17 protein-coding genes are annotated in these 20,649 nt (G+C 52.9%); 6 read left to right on the plus strand and 11 right to left on the minus strand.

Annotated features, from left to right (window positions below; genetic code table 11):
• Positions 1-77 precede the first annotated feature (77 nt).
• From IVG45_RS19710 to IVG45_RS19720, 3 genes are all read right to left on the minus strand, one after another.
• Positions 78-1,409, minus strand: a complete 1,332-nt coding sequence (locus IVG45_RS19710; RefSeq protein ID WP_196435463.1) for a selenium-binding protein SBP56-related protein — start codon at positions 1,407-1,409, stop codon at positions 78-80.
• Positions 1,410-1,527: 118 nt separating this feature from the next.
• Positions 1,528-1,800, minus strand: coding sequence for a DUF4242 domain-containing protein (locus tag IVG45_RS19715; protein WP_196435464.1), 273 nt, complete (start codon positions 1,798-1,800; stop codon positions 1,528-1,530).
• Positions 1,801-2,037: 237 nt separating this feature from the next.
• The gene (locus tag IVG45_RS19720; protein WP_196435465.1) at positions 2,038-2,634 is read right to left on the minus strand and encodes a TetR/AcrR family transcriptional regulator; all 597 of its coding nucleotides are present in this window, start codon (positions 2,632-2,634) and stop codon (positions 2,038-2,040) included.
• A 160-nt stretch (positions 2,635-2,794) separates the two neighbouring features.
• Between IVG45_RS19720 and IVG45_RS19725 the strand changes: the two genes are divergently transcribed.
• Genes IVG45_RS19725 through glk form a run of 4 tightly spaced genes read left to right on the plus strand, consistent with a single transcriptional unit; the run spans position 2,795 to position 9,263 of the window.
• Positions 2,795-4,369 (plus strand): bifunctional aminoglycoside phosphotransferase/ATP-binding protein, encoded by a 1,575-nt coding sequence (locus IVG45_RS19725; protein ID WP_196435466.1) that lies wholly within the window; start codon positions 2,795-2,797, stop codon positions 4,367-4,369.
• Between the two features lie 57 nt (positions 4,370-4,426).
• Positions 4,427-4,993: a dCTP deaminase gene (gene dcd / locus IVG45_RS19730; protein ID WP_196435467.1), complete on the plus strand. Its 567-nt coding sequence runs from the start codon at positions 4,427-4,429 to the stop codon at positions 4,991-4,993.
• A complete protein-coding gene (locus tag IVG45_RS19735) occupies positions 4,990-8,259 on the plus strand; it encodes a glycoside hydrolase family 15 protein (RefSeq protein ID WP_230874667.1) in 3,270 nt (1,089 codons plus the stop codon). Before dcd ends, IVG45_RS19735 begins: the two co-directional genes overlap by 4 nt.
• A gap of 11 nt (positions 8,260-8,270) precedes the next feature.
• Entirely contained in the window at positions 8,271-9,263 is a 993-nt protein-coding gene (glk, locus tag IVG45_RS19740) for a glucokinase (RefSeq protein WP_196435468.1), read from the plus strand.
• 122 nt (positions 9,264-9,385) lie between these two features.
• Here the strand turns inward: glk and IVG45_RS19745 are convergent, their stop codons facing one another.
• The 6 genes from IVG45_RS19745 to sucC are packed head-to-tail and all read right to left on the minus strand — an operon-like array spanning position 9,386 to position 14,626.
• On the minus strand, positions 9,386-10,477 hold the full coding sequence (locus IVG45_RS19745; RefSeq protein ID WP_196435469.1) for a hypothetical protein: 1,092 nt from the start codon (positions 10,475-10,477) through the stop codon (positions 9,386-9,388).
• 3 nt (positions 10,478-10,480) lie between these two features.
• On the minus strand, positions 10,481-12,106 hold the full coding sequence (locus IVG45_RS19750; RefSeq protein WP_196435470.1) for an NAD+ synthase: 1,626 nt from the start codon (positions 12,104-12,106) through the stop codon (positions 10,481-10,483).
• 21 nt (positions 12,107-12,127) lie between these two features.
• Positions 12,128-12,373, minus strand: coding sequence for a DUF2442 domain-containing protein (locus IVG45_RS19755; protein WP_196435471.1), 246 nt, complete (start codon positions 12,371-12,373; stop codon positions 12,128-12,130).
• Positions 12,351-12,584: a DUF4160 domain-containing protein gene (locus IVG45_RS19760; RefSeq protein WP_196435472.1), complete on the minus strand. Its 234-nt coding sequence runs from the start codon at positions 12,582-12,584 to the stop codon at positions 12,351-12,353. Before IVG45_RS19760 ends, IVG45_RS19755 begins: the two co-directional genes overlap by 23 nt.
• A 9-nt stretch (positions 12,585-12,593) precedes the next feature.
• Positions 12,594-13,460, minus strand: a complete 867-nt coding sequence (gene sucD, locus IVG45_RS19765; protein WP_196435473.1) for a succinate--CoA ligase subunit alpha — start codon at positions 13,458-13,460, stop codon at positions 12,594-12,596.
• Positions 13,457-14,626 carry an ADP-forming succinate--CoA ligase subunit beta gene (gene sucC / locus IVG45_RS19770; protein ID WP_196435474.1) on the minus strand — a complete coding sequence of 390 codons (1,170 nt, stop codon included), beginning with the start codon at positions 14,624-14,626 and terminating at the stop codon, positions 13,457-13,459. The genes sucD and sucC overlap by 4 nt, the downstream gene beginning before the upstream one ends.
• An 86-nt stretch (positions 14,627-14,712) precedes the next feature.
• Between sucC and IVG45_RS19775 the strand changes: the two genes are divergently transcribed.
• Positions 14,713-16,338 carry a sensor histidine kinase gene (locus tag IVG45_RS19775; protein ID WP_196435475.1) on the plus strand — a complete coding sequence of 542 codons (1,626 nt, stop codon included), beginning with the start codon at positions 14,713-14,715 and terminating at the stop codon, positions 16,336-16,338.
• Positions 16,335-17,681, plus strand: a complete 1,347-nt coding sequence (locus IVG45_RS19780) for a sigma-54-dependent transcriptional regulator (RefSeq protein ID WP_196435476.1) — start codon at positions 16,335-16,337, stop codon at positions 17,679-17,681. The genes IVG45_RS19775 and IVG45_RS19780 overlap by 4 nt, the downstream gene beginning before the upstream one ends.
• A 236-nt stretch (positions 17,682-17,917) precedes the next feature.
• On the opposite strand, the gene IVG45_RS19785 is transcribed toward IVG45_RS19780, so the two are convergent.
• Complete coding sequence (locus IVG45_RS19785; protein ID WP_196435477.1) at positions 17,918-18,400, minus strand: hypothetical protein; 483 nt, start codon at positions 18,398-18,400, stop codon at positions 17,918-17,920.
• Positions 18,401-18,720: 320 nt separating this feature from the next.
• Positions 18,721-20,574, minus strand: coding sequence for an EAL domain-containing protein (locus IVG45_RS19790; RefSeq protein WP_196435478.1), 1,854 nt, complete (start codon positions 20,572-20,574; stop codon positions 18,721-18,723).
• Between the last annotated feature and the right edge of the window lie 75 nt (positions 20,575-20,649).

Here is a 20,649-nt window from a genome sequence, read left to right on the forward strand (position 1 = left end):
TAACAAACTTAAATCTCCATAATTGTGCAGCCCCGCGGAGCGTCTAGTACCGTTCCGCGGGGCTTTGTGCTTATAGTCTATTTGAGGGTTGGCGGAGTGTTAGGTGAAATGCCGTACAACGAATATGCTCCAAACCGCATCTGATGCGCCCTACCCAGTTTTTCCTTGTTGAAGTCGATCGAAAACTGCTCGGTCAACTTGTTGCCATCCCAGTTATATGCCTTGAAGTATTGCTCGTTATCCGCGCCCTTCTTGTCCCAGTTAGCCAATAGCGACGAGGTGTAATACAAGCGCTTGCCGTCCCAACTCGAGGACACCATGTTGACCTGGGCGCCGATTTTTTGCTCGAACACTTGCTTGGGATGGAACGGGTCGCTGATGTCGAAGCGGCGAGTCATGCCATCCATGAAGGTGTTGACCCACAAGGTTTTGTCGTCGCTGGAAATGGAAATGTCCACCGGCAGCGGGATTTTGGCCGGTTCGCCGATGTCGGCGACATCCTTGGCTTGCCATTCGCCTTTCTCATCTTGATGAATCAACCAGATTTTTGAGGTCAGCGCGGTGCTGGTAAAGCAGTAGTTATGCTCTTCCGCCCAGGCACAGCGGATTTCCAAGGGAGCTCCGGGTACGTCGAAGACTTTTTTCGGCTGGCGGCTGTGCAAGTCCCATTGCACCACGGTGTTGCCGAAGCGCTTCATCGCTTCAGGATCGTTCAACATTTTGCCGAAGTCCATCATGTAGTTCGACCAGCCGGTGAATGACGAGGTCAGCATCAGGTTTTTGCGCGGTAATACCCGCACGTCGTAGTTGTAGCCGTCGGCGTATTTGCCGGATTTGATCGCGCCTTGCAGGTTGCTGTCGGTCGGCAGCCAGTAGGTGGCGATGTAATCGCCGGCGTTGCTGTATTCCACAATCGCGGTACGGCCGCCGTGATCCTTATTGTTGGACAGGCCGGTGATGATCATCCGGCCCGGCAAGGCGTACAAGCTGTGCGGGCCGACCACGCCGCCGCTCTTGGCGACGAAATCGGTGATGGTTTTGGTTAGTTTGGGTTTGGCCGGGTCGGTGGCGACGTCGAAGATGAAAATCTTGTTGGTATCCAGGCCGCCGGCCCACAGAAATTTACGGTCGTCGGTAAAGTCGGAATGGTGGGCTTCGTTGCGACCGCCGACCGACAGGCTGCCGACGACTTTACCGTACTTTTGAGACTTTGGATTGACATCGACGGTGACCAGTTTGTCCTGCTCGTCGCCCAGGCCTTCCATGCCCAAGGTCCAGATATAGACGAAGTCTTCTTGTCCCGTGATCTTAGCCATGTAGGGCGAGGCACAGGTTTCGTCGGCGCTGGCCGACAGGCTGGCGCTGCCGAGCAATAGCGCGGCGGTGAAGGTAGTTAGTTTGAATGTCATGAGAGTTCTCCCCCGAGATGTTATGGTTATTACCCGTAGGATGTTCCGACCTTAGGAGGCGCATCGTTCGCTATCGATGCGCTTCACTGCGTTCAGCACATCCTACGGCGGTGTGGTATCAATCGCCCGTGGTCGGATCGATGATGGTGGTAATTTGTTCGATGCGATTGGCCGGAAAACCGCCTTGTTCGGCGTGCTCGCGTATCGCCTGCTCGCTGTCGGCGATGTAGATGCAATAGACTTTATCGCCGGTAACGTAGCTGTGCAGCCATTGGATGCGCGGCCCCATGTCGCGCAGCACGCCGCAGGATTTTTGCGATATGCCTTGCAGTTCGGCCTGGGTCAGTTTACCGGCTCCTGGAATATCGCGTTCGATGATGTATTTGGGCATGATGATCTCCTGATAAATGACCGGTCGTCTATTCGGTCGATTCTAAAAAAGCCGCCGGAAAGGCAGCGGTTATTTACATTGTTGTAGGAGGTACCGACGATAGGAGGCGCATCTGCCGCGAAATACCCAGGGCACGAGTGAGACTCACTGTGTTCAGTACATGCAATGGTTCTTAGCCTTAGTATAGGGTGTGCATCGCGCACCAAGCTCCTGCAACAAGGGAAATTCCTGGCGGCTTCAAGCCCTAAAATAATCATCCAACAAATCCCGGCAAACCGCCTGCAAAGGCTCCACCGATTGTTCGACTTTCATTCGCAACAAGGCCCCTTGCCAGCCATTCAGCATCAAATCCGCCATACTCTTCGCCGAGCGATCCAGCCGTACCTTGCCTTGCCGTTGGCCGCGTTCCAGCGCGGTTTGCTGCAAATTGCTGTAACGCTCCACGGCGTCCAGCAAGGCATCGCGGCATAACGGACTGGTGTCGCCGATCTCACCCATCAAATTGCCCAGCAAACAGCCGCCCTTGAAACCGCTTTTTGCTACTTCGGCTATCAGTTCGGTGTAATACGCTTTCAATGCCGCCAGGCCGTCCAGTTCGGGGTTTTGCAAATGCACCGACAGGCGATGAATAAACGGTTCGATGTAATGGCTGATCGCCTCGGCCGCGAAGCGTTCCTTGCTGTCGAAATAGGTATAAAAAGAGCCCTTGGGGATTTGCACCGTGTCCAGAATTTGTTTGAGGCCGGTGGCGTGATAGCCTTTTTCCAGCAACAAGCTGACACCCTGATCCAGCAGTTTATCTTTTTTGATTTGTTTGGGCTGTAATTTCGGCATGGCTAAATTATGCGACCGGTCGTCTTGTTTTGTAAACAAGTTTTTTAGCAGACGATGATATGTAGGTAGGTCGCCGATTTCACTATTCGCGGATATTCTGCCAGAATCCGGCAACACACCGAGAGGGCGTTTCATTGAATCGAAAACATTCCTAACACCGATGGTAAACCGCGACCTTGATTGCACATTAATCCAGGCGTTGCTTGATCCGGCCCGTTATCCCGAGCCGGCCGAGCCGGTGCGATTAATCGAAACGCACATTTCCTGGCTATTGCTGGCCGGCCTATATGTCTACAAAATCAAAAAGCCGGTCGATTTCGGGTTTCTGGATTTCACCCGATTATCCAGTCGGAAGTTTTTTTGTCACGAAGAACTGCGGTTGAATCGGCGGCTGGCGGATGGACTTTACCTGGATGTGGTCGGTATGGGCGGCAGCTCCGAGCGGCCGGTATTCGGCGCCGAGCCGGCCATCGAATACGCGGTGAAAATGCGGCGCTTCGACGAGGACCAATTATTGGATCATCTGTTGGCGCGGGACGGATTGACGACGCGGCATATCGATAGTTTGGCGGAGACCATGGCCCGATTTCATGCCGATTTACCGCCGGCCGCCATCGATGCCGGCTACGGGGACGCGGAGTCCATTGCCTTGCCGGCCCGGCAGAATTTTCAACAATTGGCCGGGTTGCTGAATGCTGAATATGCCGAGCAACTGGCCGGCTTGAGGGCCGCCAGTGAAACCGAATATGCCCGTTGTCTGCCGCTGTTCCAGCGGCGGCTGGAGTCGGGCATGGTCAAAGAGTGTCACGGCGATTTGCATCTGGGTAATATCGTGTTGATCGATGGCAGCCCGACACCGTTCGACGGTATCGAATTCAATCCCTCGCTGCGCTGGATAGACGTGATTAACGACATTGCTTTCTTGATCATGGATTTGCAGCAACGCCGGCGTCCCGATTTGGCCTATGCTTTTGTTAATGCTTATCTGCAAATCAGCGGCGATTATGCCGGCTTGGGCGTGCTGAATTTTTATCTGGGCTATCGGGCCATGGTGATGGCCAAGGTCACGGCGATTCGGGCCGCGCAGCTCGGCGAGCAAGCTTGCTTGGCCGCGGGTCAACGCTATTTGGACTTGGCTGAACGATGTTACTCGCCTAAACGGCCGGGCTTAATCATTACTTACGGTCCGCCGGGCTGCGGTAAGACCACGGTGTCGCAAATCGTATTAGAGCGGCGCCAAGTCATTCGTATCCGATCCGATGTCGAACGCAAGCGCTTGTTCGGCTTGCAAGCTCATCAATCCAGCGGATCGGCGTTGGACGGTGGTATTTATAGCGCCGAAGCGACAGTGCGTACTTATCAACGCTTATTGATGCTGGCGCGCGCGATTCTGCAAGCGGGTTTTAGTGTAATCGTCGATGCGGCATTTTTAAAACAGCGGGAACGAGAGCAGTTTAAAAGTTTGGCGGACGAATTGAAATTGCCGTTTGCGATTTTAGCCATCAGCGTGGACGAGGCCTTGCAAGAACAACGTGTAAATCAGCGCCGAAACGATGCGTCTGAAGCCGATCTAGCGGTGCTGCGTATGCTAAAAGCAGCCAGCGAACCCTTGCTCGCCGGGGAGCGCGAATATGCGGTGGAATTGAGCAATAATGGTGCGGTGCGGGATATTGCCGCCCGGCAAGCGTTTTGGGATAGGCTGGATAGCCTATTGGTTCGATCAACAAGGGAATAGGCCGCATTTTTATGCTATTTTGACAACCTGTTTTCATCTAATAACGCAATAAGCCACATGAGCATAAAATCAGACAAATGGATACGCCGCATGTCCGAGCAACACGGCATGATAGAACCGTTTCAAGCCGGTCAGGTGCGCGAATCCGATCAAGGCCGTATCATCTCCTACGGCACCTCCAGCTACGGTTACGACGTACGCTGTTCCAATGAATTCAAAATTTTCACCAACATCAATTCCACCATCGTCGATCCCAAGGATTTTGACGAAGGCAGTTTTGTCGACGTCAAATCCGATGTTTGCATCATCCCGCCCAATTCCTTTGCCTTGGCCCGCACGGTGGAATATTTCAGGATTCCGCGCGATGTGTTGGTGGTATGTCTGGGCAAGTCGACTTATGCCCGTTGCGGCATCATCGTCAACGTCACGCCGTTGGAACCAGAATGGGAAGGCCATGTGACGCTGGAGTTTTCCAACACCACGCCGCTGCCCGCCAAGATATACGCCAACGAAGGCGTGGCGCAGATGCTGTTTTTCGGCGGCGACGAAGTGTGCGAAACCTCTTACAAGGATAGGGGCGGTAAATACCAAGGACAGCTGGGTGTTACGTTACCTAAGGCATGAGTACATCACTGGCCATGTTCAAACAATTCTTCAGGCAATACGTCCCAACGCCCAATCCGGCCCAAAAGTCGGCTCAAGATAGCCTGGACGATTATTATCGGCAGGTGCAAGGCATTATCCTGAATCGGCAGGATTGGGTGACTGGATTGCTGCCGGCCAGTACCGCGGTCACCACGCATGGCAATTACACCGATGCCTGGGTGCGAGACAACGTATACAGCATATTGGCGGCTTGGGGTTTGGCCTTGGCTTCTCGGCGCGGCGGCTTGCGTCCGGATCGGACTTACGAACTGGAACAAAGCGTGGTCAAGCTGATGCGCGGGCTGTTGACGGCCATGATGCGGCAGGCCGACAAGGTGGAAAAATTCAAGCACAGCCAGGATCCGATGGACGCCTTGCATGCCAAATACGATACCCATTCAGGCGCGGTGGTGGTGGGCGATCACGAATGGGGGCATCTACAGCTGGATGCCACTTCGCTGTTTTTACTGATGCTGGCGCAGATGACGGCCTCCGGGCTGCGCATCGTGTTTACGCTGGATGAAGTCAACTTCGTGCAAAATCTGGTGCATTACATTAGCCGCACCTATCGCACCCCGGATTACGGCATCTGGGAACGTGGCAACAAAATGAATCACGGCGTCGCCGAGTTGAATGCCAGTTCAATAGGTATGGCCAAGGCCGCGTTGGAAGCGATGGCCAATTTCAATTTGTTCGGCAAGGACGGCGGACAGGGTTCGATCATTCATGTGGTCAGCGACGACATCGCCCGCACTCGCATCACATTGGAATCGTTGTTGCCGCGCGAGTCGATTTCCAAGGAAGTTGACGCGGCGGTGCTGAGTGTCACCGGTTTTCCGGCGTTCGCGGTCGATAATCCGGCGTTGCGCGACAGGACCCAACGTTTGATCGTGGAAAAATTACAGGGCGGCTATGGTTGCAAACGCTTCTTGCTGGACGGACATCAAACCGTGCTGGAAGACCATCAGCGCCTACATTACGAACCGCACGAGTTGAAACAATTTGCCGATATCGAATGCGAATGGCCGCTGTTTTTCTGTTATCTGTTGTTGAATGATTTGTTCAATGGCAATAAATCCTCCGCGCTGGACTATAGGCGGAGATTGGAAGCGCTACGCGTCGAGGAAAACGGCCAATGGTTGCTGCCCGAACTTTACATCGTGCCGGCCGAGTCGGTGGCGGCGGAGAAAGCCAATCCGCATAGCCAGCAGCGGGTCGCCAACGAGAATATTCCGTTGGTATGGGCGCAAAGTCTTTTCATTCTGGGATGTTTGTTGCAGGACGGCTTTATCGACCTGGACGACGTCGATCCGTTGGGGCGTTATCGCTCCGGCAAACTCAATCGGCAGTCCTGCGTGGAAATTGCATTATTGGCCGAGGATGAATCGGTGCGGGCCGATCTCAAGCGGCAGGCCATCCCGAGTCAGACCCGGGCCGAGATAGCGCCGATTCAAGTGCGCGACGCCAGCGAACTGGCGGCCGCTTACACCCAGGTCGGACGCAACGATCGCATCGGTTTGAGCGGGCGCCCATTGCGGCAATTGCGGACATTGGCCACTTCCAAGTTGTATGTGCTGGCCGGCGAGCCTTTATTGTTCCTGCCGCAGTTCATGGACCAGAAGGGATTCTATATTGCGATGGACAATCAGTTGCTGATTCAGCGCTTGCGGCTGGAACTGGCTTATCTGGCGCGAAATTGGGACAAACCCGGTCAACCGCTGGTCGTGATCAACATCAAACATAACATGCTGGCCGGAGAAGACCGGCAGGTGTTGCTGGAATTCATTCAGCAGTTGCAAACCGGCCATCTGAATGGTGTGCCGATTCGGTTGGGTTTGTTAAACAGTTTCCTGGAAAGCGCCTGCCGGGAAAAAATCGGCTATTTGCATGATTTCAACTTTTCCAAGGTGCAATGGCAGCGGCCGGAACGGCCGTTCGTCGGCTTATTGCCGGTCGGCGACGATACCCCGCAACCCTTGCACGGCCATTTGCTGGCCGAGTGGGAAAATGCCGACGACGATTGGTTGCTCCAGCAATTGCAATGCAATCCCAATTTACAGGCTCAATTGGAGCTTTTGACCTTGTTGGAGCAGCGCTACGGCCTGGAACACGATACCGGTTTGCGCACCGATCAAGGTCTGATTTGCCGGGTGGGCGATTTGCTCGAAGAAGTCTACGGCCGAGCCGGCGATTTACATATTTGGCATATCGTGCGGCGCTGCGCCGGTTTGCTGGGTAAATACGACATCAACCTGGAGCAAGGCGCGACTGAAATTTTGGTGCGCCAGCATGGTTTGACGGTGGGACGTTCCTACAGCGGCAAAGCCACCTTACGCCGGCCGACCGATTCCTGGCAGATTCTGGATACTATTCGTAGCTTCAACCCCAATGACAGCAGCCAGCAAATTCTAATTCAGGAATTGATCATTTACCTGGGGATGCTGATCAAGTCGAATCCTGAATTGTTTGCCGATATGCATACCATTCGGGTTGGGCATATTCTGCAACTGATCATTGCCCGGCAAAAGCGCTTGAGTAGTACATCGTTGGATGCGGCATTTAGCGATATTCTGGCCTTGCCGCCGCATCGCTTGGCGCAATTGGTGCGGGAAACTCTGGAAGACTACAGTAACAGCGAAACGCAGTTGGGTCTGGTGGAAACCTTGCGCTACGACGGGGAACAGCATGATTTGGGGGGGGGGCGTTTCCCGGATAGCATGGATCCGAAACACTTCGGCGGTGCCGATGATTGGTATGCCTGGCGTGAACAGCAAGGTAGCGTCGGCCGCGAGAACGAGGCGTTTTTTATCGGCGTTTGGGATTTGTTGCATCACTGCAAGGGTCTGATGATAGGCGAGAAATACAACAGCAAGCGCCGGATCGACAGCGAGATTATGTTGGCGCAAATGACCGCCGGCGAACAAAGCTTTCGATTGCACATCAATCATGTGCTGAACAAGATCCAGGCGCCGGTTTATCGGCAATTGAGCGTGGAAGCCTTGCGGGCGTTGGCGTCCATCGTCCGCAACAATCCTGAATTGTATATCGACGATACCCTGGTGACCGATATTCTGATCGGCCACGCCGTGCGCATCAGTTGGTTGCAGGCGCATCCGCAATACCGGGATCATTACGAAGAATGCGTGTCGCTGGCCTGGCAAGCGTTTTATCAATTGCCGCCGCACGCCGCCGCTAACGGCATTCTCGATGCGCTGGTCTATTTACTCAATCACAATCAACATTAAACGAGGTCGAGATGATTCTTGCCGGCGACATTGGCGGTACCAAAACGGTTTTAGCTTTATTGGACAGGGGCGCCGATGGCCTGTTGACCTGTGTGCGGGAGCAAACCTTCGCCAGCGGAGAATATGACAGTTTCGACGAGGTTCTGGCGCTGTTTTTGCCCGAGAATGCGAAGATAGCCGCGGCCTGCTTCGGCGTGGCCGGGCCGGTGGTCGATCAGCGCTGTTTTGCCACCAATCTCAGCTGGACTCTGGATGGCGAAGAGCTCAAGGTTCAACTGGGCACCGAGCGGGTCCGGTTACTGAACGATCTGGAAGCCATGGCGGTGGGCATGTTGTATCTGAATCCAGACGATTTTATCGAACTCAATCCCGATGCCGAGCCCCAGAGCGGCAATATCGCGGTGATTGCGGCCGGTACCGGTCTGGGCGAGGCGATTTTATATTGGGATGGCCGGCGGCATCATCCTATCGCCACTGAAGGCGGCCACTGCTCGTTTGCGCCGCAAAACAGCCAGCAGGAGCAATTGCTGCGCTATTTGCGCGGTTTATACCCGCGGCATGTCAGTTGCGAACGGATTTTGTCCGGCATTGGTTTCAGCAATCTTTACGATTTTTTGCTGGAAAACCAGTTTGCTCCGGCTTGTCCGGCCGTACCCAGCGCCGCTGAATCCAGTCATGGTAGTGGTGTCGATCGTAACGCGGTGATTTCGCGCTTGGGCATTGAGGGCGAGGACGCCTTGTGCGTAGAAGTGGTGCGCTTATTCGTGGAAATTTACGCCGCTGAAGCCAGTAATCTGGTGTTGAAAGCCTTTGCCACCGGCGGCGTGTTCATCGGTGGTGGGATTGGCCCTAAGATTCGTTCCGCGATGGAAAACGGCGCTTTCATGCAGGCATTTAGCGCCAAGGGGCGCTTTCAGCCCCTACTGGGCAAGATGTCGGTGAAACTGGCCTTGAATCAAAGAACCCCGCTGATCGGGGCCATGCATTATTATTCGGCGGATTAAGGTCTTTGACAAAGTTTGTACCCATTGTTGATGCCAAAACTATCGTTGGCTCAGCATAAGCCCGCTCAGCCAACGGCAGCGTTGAGGGATCGGCTAAATTACCTAACCCTGGGATAGTCTAGTTAACTCTGCCCAGCCTTATGGCTGATATAGCTGCGGGCTATTTTGCGCAAGCCGTTGGCCGAAATTTCCAGGCCGAATGGCGATCCGATCGATTCCAGTTCGTACATCAAATCGGTGGCGGCGATCAGGGTCAGGTAGCGTAATCCTTCCGCTCCCGGCAGTTGTTTCGATACGGTGCGCAATAACGGCGCCAATTCATCCCAAGATTCGTTTATGAAGGCCCGCACCGGATCGCTGCCTTCGGCATGGTCGGTGGTCAAGCCTTGCTCAAAGGCGGCGCCGGCTTTATGTAAAACGGACAATAAAGTGTCGCGGCTGTTCGCCAAATCGCCTTCCAGCGGAGCTTGGGTGATGGCTTTGTCCAGAGATGCCTGCCATTCCTGCCAGACCGCTTGCCATTGTTGCAGTTCGCTGTCGCTGAATGTCGCCGCCGGTTGTATGTTGGCAGCTTTTACATTGGCGTTAAAGCCCAGGTTCAACATGATGTTTTTGGCGTCGGCCTTGACGCTGTTAAACCGTAGGCTGTTGACCGAGTCGTGCAGTTGTTCGCTGTCTTCGGCCGGCACGTAAGGCAGCAGGGTTTTGACGATGTCGTCGCGCGATTCGTTCAGGTCGATTTTAAATTCGGCCAACTTGGGGGCGACCACCTTCTGCAGTAACTCTTGCAGTTGGTTGATGTTGAGTTGTTGGCCATTGCTATCGAAGGCGCTGGTGTTGGTGACCGGAAAACTCAGCACGTTGCCGGTTTTATCCAGCGTGGGTTTTTGCAGCGTTTCTAAAATACCCTTCCATTTCACCAGCGTCATGCACTTGCCGCCCATCTTGGCGCCAAATTGCGCATGCACGTTGTTATCGATCTTCACTTGTCCATCGACACCGGTGATTTGCGGGTTGGATAAATCCAGGAAACTGCAATCCTTACCATCCTTCCACAAACGGGCGGTTTGACCTTCACCGGTAAACAATTGGGTGACCAGTACGTTGCGAATCAAACGGTAATCCATCGGTACCGGCACGTCGATTTCGCGGGCAAAACCGGTGGTGGACAGCAACAGGCTGGCGCTAATTAGCAGGGGGCGCAATAGACTCATGATTTATTCCTCAACAAGGGTGGCTACGCCGCGATAAGCCGATGAAATCGGATAACGGCGGTCGCGGCCGAAGGCTCTAGGGGTAATGCGGATGCCGGGTGGCGACTGCCGGCGTTTGTATTCGTTGCGGTCGACCAGGCTGATCGCGCGTTGCACCGCCGCCAGCGGATAGCCCAGCGCGACGATTTCTGAGGCGGATTTATCTTGTTCGATGTACAACGCCAGGATCGGGTCCAGCACCGCGTAGGGCGGCAACGAATCTTCGTCCTTTTGATCGGGCGCAAGTTCCGCCGACGGCGGGCGAGTGATGACGCGCTCGGGAATGACCGGAGAAATCGTATTGCGATATTCGGCCAATCTATAAACCAGTAATTTCGACACGTCCTTAAGCGGAGCGAAGCCGCCGGCCATGTCGCCGTAAAGGGTGGCATAGCCGACGCTCATCTCGCTTTTATTGCCGGTGGTCAACAGCAGTTTGCCCTGCTTGTTGGACAGCGCCATCAGCAGTACGCCCCGGCAGCGGGCCTGGATGTTTTCTTCGGTCGTATCCCTGTTCGAACCCGCGAACAGCGGTGCCAGCATCTGGTTGAAGGCATTTACGGCCGGTTCGATCGGCAGAATATGGTAGTTGACGCCCAAGGCTTCGGCTTCCAGCTTGGCGTCTTGGTTGCTCATGTCCTGGGTATAACGCGACGGCATCAACACGGCTTCGACTTTATCCGCGCCAAGGGCGTCGACCGCCAAGGCCAGTACTAGCGCGGAATCGATGCCGCCGGACAGGCCCAAAATCGCGCCTTGAAAACCGTTTTTAAGGACATAGTCTTTAATACCCAACACCAGCGCCTTGTATTCGCTGATCACCGGTTGATACAACGGGGCAATTTCGGTCTTGCGTGGGACTTTATCCATAAATTCGACCAGGCTGATTTGTTCTTCAAATTCCGGGGCGCGGAATACGATCTCCCCCTGTTGATCGGCGACGAAGGAGGCACCATCGAAAATCAGCTCGTCCTGGCCGCCGATTTGATTGACGTAGACCAACGGCACGCCGGCCGCCTTGATTTGGGCGCAAATAATGTCTTCCCGTTGCTGCATCTTGCCGGCGTGAAACGGCGAGGCATTCAAGGCCAGGATGAGGTCTGCTCCGTCCGCGCGGTTTTTGGCAATGATGCCGGTTTGCCAGATGTCTTCGCAAACCGTTAATGCCAGCCGGGTGTTTTTGACGCTGAAGATGCAAGTCTGCTGGCCGGCCGTGAAATAGCGCTGCTCGTCGAACACGCCATAATTGGGCAGGGCGATCTTGTGGTATTCGGCGATCACTTGGCCGTTATGCAATACCACGGCCGCGTTATAAAGCTGTTTACCTTGCCGCTGGGGATAGCCGATGACTAAGTCTATGCCGTGCGATTGCCCGGCAATCTGCTCAACCGCTTGTTGGGTTTGTTGAATGAAATCATCCCGCAGCAACAAGTCTTCCGGCGGATAGCCGGTGACACACAGTTCCGGAAATACGATCAGGTCGGCCTGTTGCTGCCTGGCCTGTTCAGCCGTCGCGATGATCTTGGCGCTGTTGGCCTTGATGTCGGCAACGCTGAAATTGAGTTGGGCGAGGGCGATTTTTAACGACATGTTAGAAAAGGTTTTGCAAGGTTATGCTGCTATTTGGTGATGAACACCTATCAACATGCTTTCGATGCTCAGATGATAATCCAGTGCCGGCCATTCAATGCCGGTTGCGCCACAGATGAAATGATAATTGAAACGGTCGCGTTCGTCGGCCGTCAGCAGTTCTTGGTACCAATCCAGCGGTGTCGAAATGATGCGGCCATCAGCTAACTCGACATGCAAATATTGGTTGTCTATGCGTACCGCTTTACCGCTTGCTAAAATATTCATTCCAGGCCTCCAAAAATGTTTGACGATGGGTTTGGGTGAGGTCCAATGCCTGCTTCAAATCTTTAGGTTTAAATGTATTGCGAGCCACTTTCAAGGTTGCCAATTCAATTTTTGCATATTCATCACCTTTGCTGATGTGAATATGCATGGGTTCGTGTTCGTTAGCGTAAAAGAAAAACTTGAAGCCATTTAAATTCAGCAGGGTAGGCATGTCGGAGGCTTAAAAACATTGCCGCATTGCCACCCCAATATCGGACGGAGAACTGACCATGTTGATGCCGGCCGATTTCATCGCCGCAATCTTGCCCGCCGCGGTACCGGTACCGCCAGTGACGATGGCGCCGGCATGGCCCATGCGCTTGCCAGGCGGCGCGGTTTGGCCGGCAATATAGCCGACCACCGGTTTTGTGACATGGGCCTTGATGAATTCGGCCGCCCGTTCCTCGTCGCTGCCGCCGATTTCGCCGACCATGACGATGCCGTGGGTGTCCGGGTCGCCCTGGAAGCGGGCCAAAACATCAATGAAAGTCATGCCATGAATCGGGTCACCGCCGATGCCGACGCAGGTGCTTTGACCCAGGCCCTCGCGGGTGGTTTGATGCACGGCTTCGTAAGTCAAGGTACCGGAGCGGGAGACGATACCGATCTTGCCGGACAGGTGGATATGGCCGGGCATGATGCCGATTTTGCATTGGTCGGGCGTGATCACGCCGGGGCAGTTGGGGCCGACCAGCAACGCCTTGGTGCCTTGCATCGCCGCTTTGACTTTGAGCATTTGTAGTACCGGAATGCCCTCGGTGATGCAGACAATCAGTTCAATGCCGGCAGCGACCGCTTCCAGGATGGCGTCGGCGGCGAAAAATGGCGGCACGTAAATCATCGACGCTGTGGCGCCGGTGGTGTTGACGGCTTGTTCGACGGTGTCGAATACCGGCAAGTCCAGATGTTTGGAGCCGCCGCGCCCGGGCGTGACGCCGCCGACTAGTAGCGTGCCGTAGGCCAGGGCCTGTTCGGAATGGAAAGTGCCTTGTTTGCCGGTGAAGCCTTGGCATAGCACTTTGGTGGTTTTATCGATCAAAATACTCATGCGATGGCCTCCGCCAATTTAACCGCCTGTTCGGCGGCGCTGTTCAAGTCTTCGGCGGCTACTAGGCCCAAACCGGCGTTTTTCAACATCGCCAGACCTTGTTCGACGTTGGTGCCTTCCAGGCGAACGACCACCGGTATCGTCAGATGCATTTCCTCGACGGCTGCGAGGATGCCGGCGGCGATTACGTCGCATTTGACGATGCCGCCGAAGATGTTGACCAGCACGGCTTTGACGCTGCCGTCGGACAGAATCAGTTTGAAAGCTTCCTTGACTTTATCTTTATTGGTGCCGCCGCCGACGTCTAAAAAGTTGGCCGGCGCGCCGCCTTTAAGTTTGACCATGTCCATGGTCGCCATCGCCAGACCGGCGCCGTTAACCATGCAGCCGATGTTACCACCCAGCGTGATGTAGTTGAGGTCGAATTGCTTGGCTTCGGCTTCCTTGGCGTCTTCCTGCGAGGCATCGCGCATCGCTGCAATGTCGGGATGCAGCGCCAGGGCGTTGTCGTCGAAATTGATTTTGGCGTCCAGCGCGACCAGATTGCCTTCCTCGGTGGCTATCAACGGATTGATTTCGATTTGGCTGCAATCCTTGGCCCAAAACAATTCATACATGCCTGTCATGATAGCCTGTAGTTGGCCTTGTTGTTCTTTATTCAACAGCAGTGCCGCCGCGACCTGACGGCAATGGTAGGACTGTAAACCGGCGGCGGGATGTACGGTTACCCGGATGATTTTCTCCGGCGTTTCGGCGGCCACCGCTTCGATGTCCATGCCGCCCGCGGCGGACGCGATGAAGACCAGTCGTTCGCTGTCTCGGTCTATCAGCAAGCTTAGATAAAACTCGGTTTTGATCGCGGAAGCCTGTTCAATCCAGACGCAATTGACCGGCAGGCCGTTGGCATCGGTTTGATGGGTTACCAACCGGCTGCCTAGCATGGTGCCGGCATAGTCGGCTACTTCCCTTGGATTGTGGGCGAGTTTGACGCCGCCGGCCTTGCCGCGGGCACCGGCATGGATTTGGGCCTTGACCACCCAGGACGAAGATGCCAGCGATTGCGCCACATGTTGTGCTTGCTCGCTGGTATCGGCCACGCCACCTTGCGGTACCGGGATCGAGAACGCGCGAAACAGTTGTTTGGCCTGGTATTCATGAATGTTCATTTTGGCTCCGCGGAAATGGCTTTGTAATCGTGTAAACAGAGTTTGCTATGATCTAGTTTACTTAGCCCACTCGAAAAAGTCGCGTCATGCCGCCCAATCAAGCCGACACTATATATCCATGCCCGTTTTCCAAGGGGTACGGCATCCCCACCCGCCAAGCTTGGCTGTTGTTAAAGATATTTTTTATCTATCGATTTATCAGCGCCAGCTTGTTCGTGATGCTGGCTTTCTTGCGTTTTGGGGCGTCATCACTAGGTACTTACAATGCGCAATTGTATCAGGTCACCAGCCTGGCTTATCTGGCGATTTCGTTGTTGAGTGTTCCGTTTATTTTTCGCCGCTGGCTGGGCTACACGCATCTGGCGCAGCTGTTTATTTTTACCGATATTGTATTTATTACTTTATTAATGCATGCCAGTGGCGGAGTCGGTAGCGGAGTCGGTGGTTTACTGGCTATTTCGATTGCCGCCGGCGGATTGCTGGTCGGCGGGCGTTGCGCGTTGTTGTTTGCCGCGCTGGCCAGTTTGGCGGTGCTGGCCGAAGAAATATTCGCGCTAGAGACGCATGCCTTCGATCTGGCGTCCTTGAATTATTCCGGCTTGCTTGGTATTACATTTTTTGCGATTGCATTAATATCGGTGATTCTGGCGCAACGGGTTGAACAATCGGCCAGCCTGGCCAGGCGGCACGCCCAAACCATAATCCGTCTGGAGGAACTGAACCGCTATATTATTCAGCATTTGCAATCGGGGATCATGATCGTCGATGCTCAGCAGTTTATTGTATTGAGTAACCAGTCGGCCTTACGTTTGCTCGGGATAAAACAATCGCCCACCCATCTGGCCGATGTCTCGGCATTATTGCAACAGGCGTTTTTACTGTGGAATCAAAGTCCTGAACAAGATTTTGCGATTATTCAATTGCAAAACGGTGAAGAAATTCAGGTACGGTTTTCCCTATTGATGGTGGGAAGCGAGCGTTTGCATATGCTGTTGTTTGAAGATATCGGTCTTTACAATCAACGCCTACAACAAAGCAAACTGGCATCACTTGGCAGACTCACCGCCAGCATTGCCCATGAAATCCGTAATCCGCTCAGTGCCATCAGCCATGCCGGACAGCTGCTATCGGAATCGCCGGAGCTAAAGCCGGGGGATTTGCGCCTGACTAATATCATTCAGACCCATTGCCAGCGGGTCAACAACATTATCGAGGATATTTTGAAACTGTCGCGGCGCAACCCTTCGCAAAAACAGCGTATCAGTCTCGATCAATGGCTGCCCGTTTTCATTCAAGAACAAAATCTGCATGCGGCGGAGCAAAGCCGGATTTTTGAGTTAGTCTTCAAACAGCAAGGCTTGAATGCCTATGCCGATCCCGGACACTTGAAGCAAATTTTGGATAATCTGTGTGTCAACGCCTTGAAATACGGCAAACCGGAGTTAGGCCGTATTGTGATAGAAGCAGACCGGATACAGGATGAGCCTTGTGTTCGGGTGATCGATAATGGGCCGGGCATAGATCAGGAAGGATTGCTGCATTTATTCGAGCCGTTTTTTACCACCTCTCGGCAAGGGACTGGCCTGGGGCTTTATATTTCTCGGGAATTGGCCGAGTTGAACCAAGCGCAATTGATCTATGCAAAATATCAAGGAAAAACCTGTTTCACCCTGTCGCTGGCGAATGCCGATAACGTGGTAATCGAAATATGAACATGCCTGTCACCTTAGTGGTTGATGACGAACCCGATATTAGAGAATTATTGGAAATTACCCTGAGTAGGATGAATATCCGTACTTGTAGCGCGGAAAACTTGGCGGTGGCGCGGCAACTGTTAGCCAGTCAGCATTTTGATTTATGTTTAACCGATATGCGTTTGCCCGATGGCGATGGGCTGGATTTGGTCGAATATATTCAGGAATCGGGATTATTGTTGCCGGTGGCGGTAATCACCGCGCACGGCAGCATGGATACCGCGATCAAGGCCATGAAAAAGGGCGCGTTCGATTTTCTGACCAAACCGGTCGATTTGGCGGCCCTGCGGCAATTGGTTAACAACGCGCTACAAACCTCGCGGTCCAGAGGATTGGAAAAGGAAAGGCGTACGCGCGATACGCTGCTGGGAGAGTCGGCGCTGATGCGCGAAATTCGCTCGAAAATTCAAAAGGTGGCGCGTAGCCAGGCCCCGATTTACATCAGCGGTGAATCGGGTTCGGGCAAGGAGTTGGTGGCCAAGTTGATTCATCAGCAAAGCCCACGGGCTGAGCAGCCGTTTGTGGCGATCAATTGCGGAGCCATTCCGCATGATCTGATGGAAAGCGAGTTTTTTGGACATAAGAAAGGTAGTTTCAGCGGCGCGATAGCCGATAAACAAGGTTTTTTCCAGGCCGCCAATGGCGGCACCTTGTTTCTGGATGAAGTGGCGGATTTGCCGCTAAATTTGCAGGTTAAATTGCTAAGAGCCATTCAGGAGAAAAAAATCCGCCCGGTCGGTGATCAGCACGAGTTGGCGGTGGATGTGCGTCTACTTAGTGCCACGCATAAAGATCTGGCGAAAATGGTGCAAGAGGGCAGTTTCAGGCAGGATTTGTATTATCGCATCAATGTCATCGAACTAAACTTACCGCCATTAAGAGCCAGAGCTAGCGATATACCACAAATTGTTAACCATCTGCTGATACGTTTGGCCAAGATGAATGGCGTTGCGGTGCCGCAGTTGAGCGAAGCCGCCTTGATGGCCCTGGGCCAATATCATTTTCCCGGCAATGTACGTGAACTGGAAAACATCCTGGAGCGGGCACTGGCCTTGCACGAAGGCGATCGGATCGAGGTCGAGGATTTGAGTTTACCTATTTGCGGTGAACGGCCTAGAAATGATGTTAATGCGGTTAAACCGGACAGAATATCTCTGCAAAGCTTTATGGAAAACATAGAGAAAAAGACTTTGACCGAGGCTCTGGAACAAACCCGCTGGGATAAAATGGCGGCGGCGAAACAATTGGGCATAACCTTCCGTTCCCTGTCTTTCCGCTTGAAAAGACTGGGGTTGGAGTAATTCAGGTGGATTTGGCCAGTCGTTTTAGAGGCTGTTTTTTAACAGCCTCTAAAACGACGGAAGATCTTAGCCGATTTATGGGAATAAATTTACCCACTCCGAGAAACTTGCCGTTGACTGAGCGGAGTCGAAGTCAACTATTCGCTTCAGCTACTTCGGCTTTGCTCGGCACAAGTCCGCTCAGCGAATAAAATATTTGGCATCGGCAATGAGTACACGCTTTCTCAAAAATCACCTTATTGATATTTATCCATTGCCTTTAGCTGCTGTAAAGCATCCTGGATTTTGGCCGTGGTGGCGGAGTCCAGTTCGGTGTTTTTGTAAATCTTGTCCAGCAATCCCTCTTCGACCAAGGCTTCCTTGATCCAACGTTTGGCAAAAGCATAATTACCGGGGAGCTTGGCTACTTCACCGGTTTTGGGGTTTTTCAAGCTGTCGGAGGGTAAATCGCTAGCCGCGGATTTTTTGGCCGCAGTGGGTTTGGTTTTGGCTGGGGAAGCTTTTGCCGCCGGGGTTTTTGCTACCGGTTTCGCCGCCAGGGGTTTTTCGGCGGCGGGTGGTGTCGGTATTTTTTCCGCTTGAGCAGCGGCAACCGGAGCGGGAGAGGGCGGCGTAACCGGAGCTGACTGATGGGTTTCCGGTTTATCTTTTTTTCCGATGACTACAAACACAACATAGGCAACAAATATTGTTGTCGTTATAAAAAGCAGCTCTGCCATAACCTTTCCCCTTGATTGTTTTAATTTTTAAGTTGATAGAATAATGTGATGACTATTGTTGACACCGAATCCGAATATACCAGAGCATGCTTGGGTGGTAAACCAATACTCCAATAGAAATTCCATTATTGTGATTTGCCGTATTTCTAGGCAATAACTGGATTTATCACGAATAATCCTGAATTTGGTGGTTGGTCGCGAATAAAAACCGAAGGGGAAGAGATTGGCCGAAAGCCGGGCTGACTAAGTTCGGATGCCTGATCTGGGCTGATGCCGATATGATTATCGGGCGGGATGGATCGATGCAAAGGTTGTCGTTTTTATAAAAACTCGGTATCGATAGGCCGGCGTTTCTGGGAGTTGAGTAAGATCGCCAATGAGACTTGGTGGCTATCCAATAAGGTGCGTTCCGGTCGGCCAAAGGCATAGCCCTGGCCAAGGTTAACCCCGATTTCCTTGAGTTTAAGGGCAATATTGGGCGTTTCGACGAATTCGGCGATGGTTTTTTTGCCGAGTTTGCCGGCGATTTCAACCATCGATTTCACCAGAATTTGATCGGTTTCGTTATTATCCAAATTCTTGATAAATTGACCGTCGATTTTGACGTAATCAACCGGGAAGGTTTTCAGGTAATTAAAGGAACAGAAACCGGCCCCGAAATCATCCAGGGCGAATTTACAGCCCAAATCCCGAATTTTATTAATCATGTCGCGGGTTCGCTCGAAATTGTCGACTGCGGCTGTTTCGGTAATTTCGAAAGTCAAGCGGCCGGCATCGACCCAGGTCAGTTCCAGTTTATCGCGTATTACCTGCAATAAGTCCGGATATTGGAATGCCGTGCCGGATAAATTAATCGCCAGCGAAATACGCGACATATAAGAAGGCAGGGCGGCCAGAAAATCGATGGCGTTTTCCACCACCCATAAATCGATGGCGTGAATCAAGCCCATGCGTTCGGCTACCGGAATGAATTGATCGGGCGTGATGGTCTTGCCTTCGTCTCCCCGCATCCTGATCAAGACTTCGTAATGGGAAATGTCGCCGTTATTCAACTGCACCACCGGCTGAAACATTAAAAACATGTCGTTTTCTCGCAACGCCTTGCGAATGATGGGAACCCAGTAAATATCGCGGCGGCGTTCCTTGATCGCGATATCTTCCTGGTTATATATCCGGATTTTGTCGCGGCCATTGATTTTGGCGAAATTACAGGCTTGGCGGCTATGCAAAATCATTTCGCCGGGATGTTGAGCCGGCATTGAATTATCCAACGCGGTAATGCCGATGGAAACGCTGGCGCTGTAGCAGATTTCACCGGTAAAGAAGCGGAAGTTTTCGACCGTGGTGCGGATGGTTTCGGCAACGATATAGGCCTGCTTCTTGGTCTTGTTTTCCAAAAACAGACAGAATTCGTCGGCGCCGATACGGGCGAACAAGTTACTGGTCGGTACCAGTTTTCGGATCAGTATGGTCAGTTCAACCAGCAAACGATCGCCGACGTCAAACCCTTCCAGCTCGTTGATCAAGCTGAAGCGGTCGACATCGATAAACAACAATGCCCCTTCTTTTTTGAGTTTGTTGCTGAGGTTCATAATCAACCGCAGCTGGCGTTCGAAACTGTTGCGGTTAAACAAGCCGGTCAGCTCGTCATGCGCGACCAGAAATTTGAGCTTGGCTTCGATCACGCTTTTGGACGCCAGCTCATTGATCAGTTGTTCTTCCTGTTGATGGCGTAAAAAACGTTCCTGTTTAAGCCGCATCAAAAAATTAATCGACAGTAGCAATAATTGCGGGTCGACAGGGGTGGAGATTTGATAAGTCAGGCAACTGCTTGCTTCGGATTGGCATTGCTCTAAATAGGCGGCGGAATCGGCGGAGTCCGAAGATCGCAGAATCACAAAGGGAATCACCGAGCCATCCGTGGCGCAGGAAAGGCTTTGACTCATCTCGAGCAGCTGGCATTTAGGCAGGCTGTCGTTTAGCACGATCAGCCCGATTCTTTCCGGCTGGTCGTGGAAGGGCCGCAGGATTTCATAAATTTTTTCGCCGCTGTTGACGTGCCGAATGTCTGAAAATCCGTTGCTTGTCAGGGTCGAAATGATTTGTTGGGCTGAAACGCTGTCGTGCTCGGCAACAATAATGATCTTATCTTTTTGTGGGTTGCAAACAGTCATATACCGGCCGGGTATTTTGGGTTATAAGGAAAAAAGATTAAATCTTAAAAAGCTCAATGTAATTAATTACTTACA

It is taken from the genome of Methylomonas sp. LL1, from assembly GCF_015711015.1.
Lineage (GTDB): Bacteria > Pseudomonadota > Gammaproteobacteria > Methylococcales > Methylomonadaceae > Methylomonas.